This is a genomic window from Anaerobacillus sp. ABR4_321 (assembly GCF_056158505.1).
This window is the reverse complement of record NZ_JBSWTK010000014.1, coordinates 1-2445: the sequence shown is the minus strand read 5'-3', so window position 1 is coordinate 2445 and position 2445 is coordinate 1. Positions and strand designations below refer to the sequence as shown.

Annotated in this window: 3 protein-coding genes and 1 pseudogene; 2 read left to right on the top strand and 2 right to left on the bottom strand. The window is 36.2% G+C overall.

Going from position 1 to position 2445, the window contains the following annotated elements; all coding sequences use genetic code 11:
• Positions 1–300: 300 nt before the first annotated feature.
• Positions 301–630, bottom strand: coding sequence for a hypothetical protein (locus tag ACXADT_RS22965; protein ID WP_474835908.1), 330 nt, complete (start codon positions 628–630; stop codon positions 301–303).
• Between the two features lie 620 nt (positions 631–1250).
• Here ACXADT_RS22965 and ACXADT_RS22960 point away from each other — a divergent pair.
• Together ACXADT_RS22960 and ACXADT_RS22955 are read left to right on the top strand one after the other, a co-directional pair.
• Positions 1251–1499 (top strand): PepSY domain-containing protein, encoded by a 249-nt coding sequence (locus ACXADT_RS22960; RefSeq protein WP_474835907.1) that lies wholly within the window; start codon positions 1251–1253, stop codon positions 1497–1499.
• Positions 1500–1619: 120 nt separating this feature from the next.
• Complete coding sequence (locus ACXADT_RS22955; RefSeq protein ID WP_474835906.1) at positions 1620–2051, top strand: dual specificity protein phosphatase family protein; 432 nt, start codon at positions 1620–1622, stop codon at positions 2049–2051.
• A gap of 212 nt (positions 2052–2263) precedes the next feature.
• On the opposite strand, the pseudogene ACXADT_RS22950 reads toward ACXADT_RS22955, so the two are convergent.
• Positions 2264–2445 (bottom strand): annotated as a pseudogene (locus ACXADT_RS22950) (tRNA-dihydrouridine synthase); the annotation flags it as partial.

The window sequence follows — 2445 nt, the reverse complement described above, 5'->3', positions numbered from 1 at the left end:
AAGGTTAACACCCACACTTACTTCAGGACGTACAGCACCTGTCGTCCCACTGGTTTTATGACTAGTAGCACCCCCGTGCGTAAACGGGCATTTCCCAACCTTTGCAGTATCCTTGTCCATTTTCTTTCCCCTTTCGTTAAAGTAAAAATGAATTAAACTTTGAACATTAATAAATATGAACGGGACAAGGGATTTATTATCTATAATTGGAATCTTTTATGATTAGAAGCGAATGAGGGTGTATTGGGGGTTAACATAAGGCTGGATATAGATGAAAGATATAGTGACTTTTATTAAATGCTAGCCAAAATACACTTCAACACTTTTTTCTTTCTGTGCAGTTTCCAAACAGTTTTTTATAAAATTCAGGATTTGTTTCTGATCCCAAGATACGCAATCACTTTCTGACAGGGAATCACCCGTTTTAAATAATTTCTTATATTCATTCAAAGCCTTTTCAAATTGTTGGATCGAGAAGACCGAACTCTTACCTGATCCACTAACTCCTGCATAGAACTGATAGGCATCAAGTAAACTGTACAGCAGGATTGCATTGCGATTCCCCATGCTAAAACGGGCATAAGCGATTTCTTTCCTCGCTTTATTTATGCCGTATATATCATGACCCATATATAATCCTCCTTTAAATTGAAAATGTAATGTTATATAAATCTCAGAAGTGTTGGTTAGTAGCTTACATGGATCACCACTCCTTTCGCATTTGTATAAAAATAAAAACTATGGTTCAAACATTATGAAAGGATACGAGATGGCTTTGACAGAAGATACGATAATTTAATAAAGGCATTATTGTTTTAATGGAGTAAATTACGAGAGCGAGATGGGAGAAGATTTCAGGAGTCATTATTTTTTTGCTGTTCTTCCTACTAAATCAAATCATACCATACTGAGTATTAATTAAATTTAGATTTTTTTAATGTTATCAACAATTATGTGAACGCTCTCTTCACTTACGTTAAAAAGGCAGCACCCATAAGGGCTTGTTGCCTGATAATTCATTCCAATCTGGATCAAAAAAACAAACTGGCAGCTGGCATCCAAGTTAATAAAACACGTTCTTTCCCTTCATGGCCAAGAGTAGAAATAGATTCAATGCCCCTGGCTGTTTTTCTACAACTTTAGCTGTCCTTTCTTTCTACAACAATAAGTACTTCAATTTCAATCACCAGCAGTTTAACAAATACATATGGTGAAATGATTAGACTTTTTATTGAGGAGGAGATTTTCAAATGTATGGAAATTTTTATTATGGACAGCCGGCACCAATGTATAGGCAAAAAATCACAAAGCAACAAGCCCAAGAAATTGCCGTAAAACGTGTACCTGGGGAAATTGTGCACGTAGATATGGATTTAGAAAATGGTGTTTTAGTTTATGAAGTCTTCATATTAACTCCAGAAAACAGAATATTTGAAGTGGAGATTCTTGCAAAGTCAGGCAAAATCATAAAAATTGATGAAGAAAATGATTTTGATTAACGCACTGGCTTCTCGGACTATCTGATGATGAAAGAGGTCTAAAATCCGATTACAAGACTGGATGGAATTCTTAATGCTTAATTGAAGCAACCCAGTAAACCAGGGAGGGAAACTTATAAGATGAGTTTTGTGGAAATGATTCCAAATAGACTCTATATAGGTGGACGGATTTCAGCAACTGACTGGGACTTTATCTACAACAATATAACTGCTATTGTAAATCTCCGAACTAAACCGGATCGACCTCCTTTTACTCTTGAAATAATGATGATTTGGGCTCCACTTAATGTACGGGTTGCTCCATCTATAGAGTGGGTTGTTAATTTAATGCAGTATTTAAATCGGTTAATGGATTCGGGACATACGATCTTAATACATGATACTATTGGTAAAGAGCGTTTAGGTTTTGTTATTACAGCTTTTTATATGCAAAAGTATCGTTTACGGCGAGATCAAGCCCTTCTTACGGTTAGACAGAAGAAGGCTGATATTAAACCGCCAGCTGATTACATGAGACTATTGCTTCATTTTGAAAACTATTTGTACGGCTAGCAACTCTTAATTAAAGTTTAGTTGTATAGTTGAATCGATAAAGCCCCCTTGGCTTAAAGGGGGCTTTATCAATTGATCTTTCCTTACGAGCAGTGAACATCACTCTACAAGCGTGGGCTGTAATTCTAAAACAAGTTAAGTTGATGATTTCTCTAAATAAACGAACGGAACCAGTATTACCTGATTCCGTCAGCAACTTCATGCTTCCACTTTCAATCAAGATTCTTTGTCGCAAATTGATCAAGCAATTCACGCACTTCATCTGTTGACTTTGTGTTCATTAATTGATTTCTTAATCCACTCGCCCCATGGAATCCTTTGACATAGATTTTGAAAAAGCGATGAAGAGCCGTAAACGGCCGCAGCTCTAAATGTGAATACTTATCATGGAGAT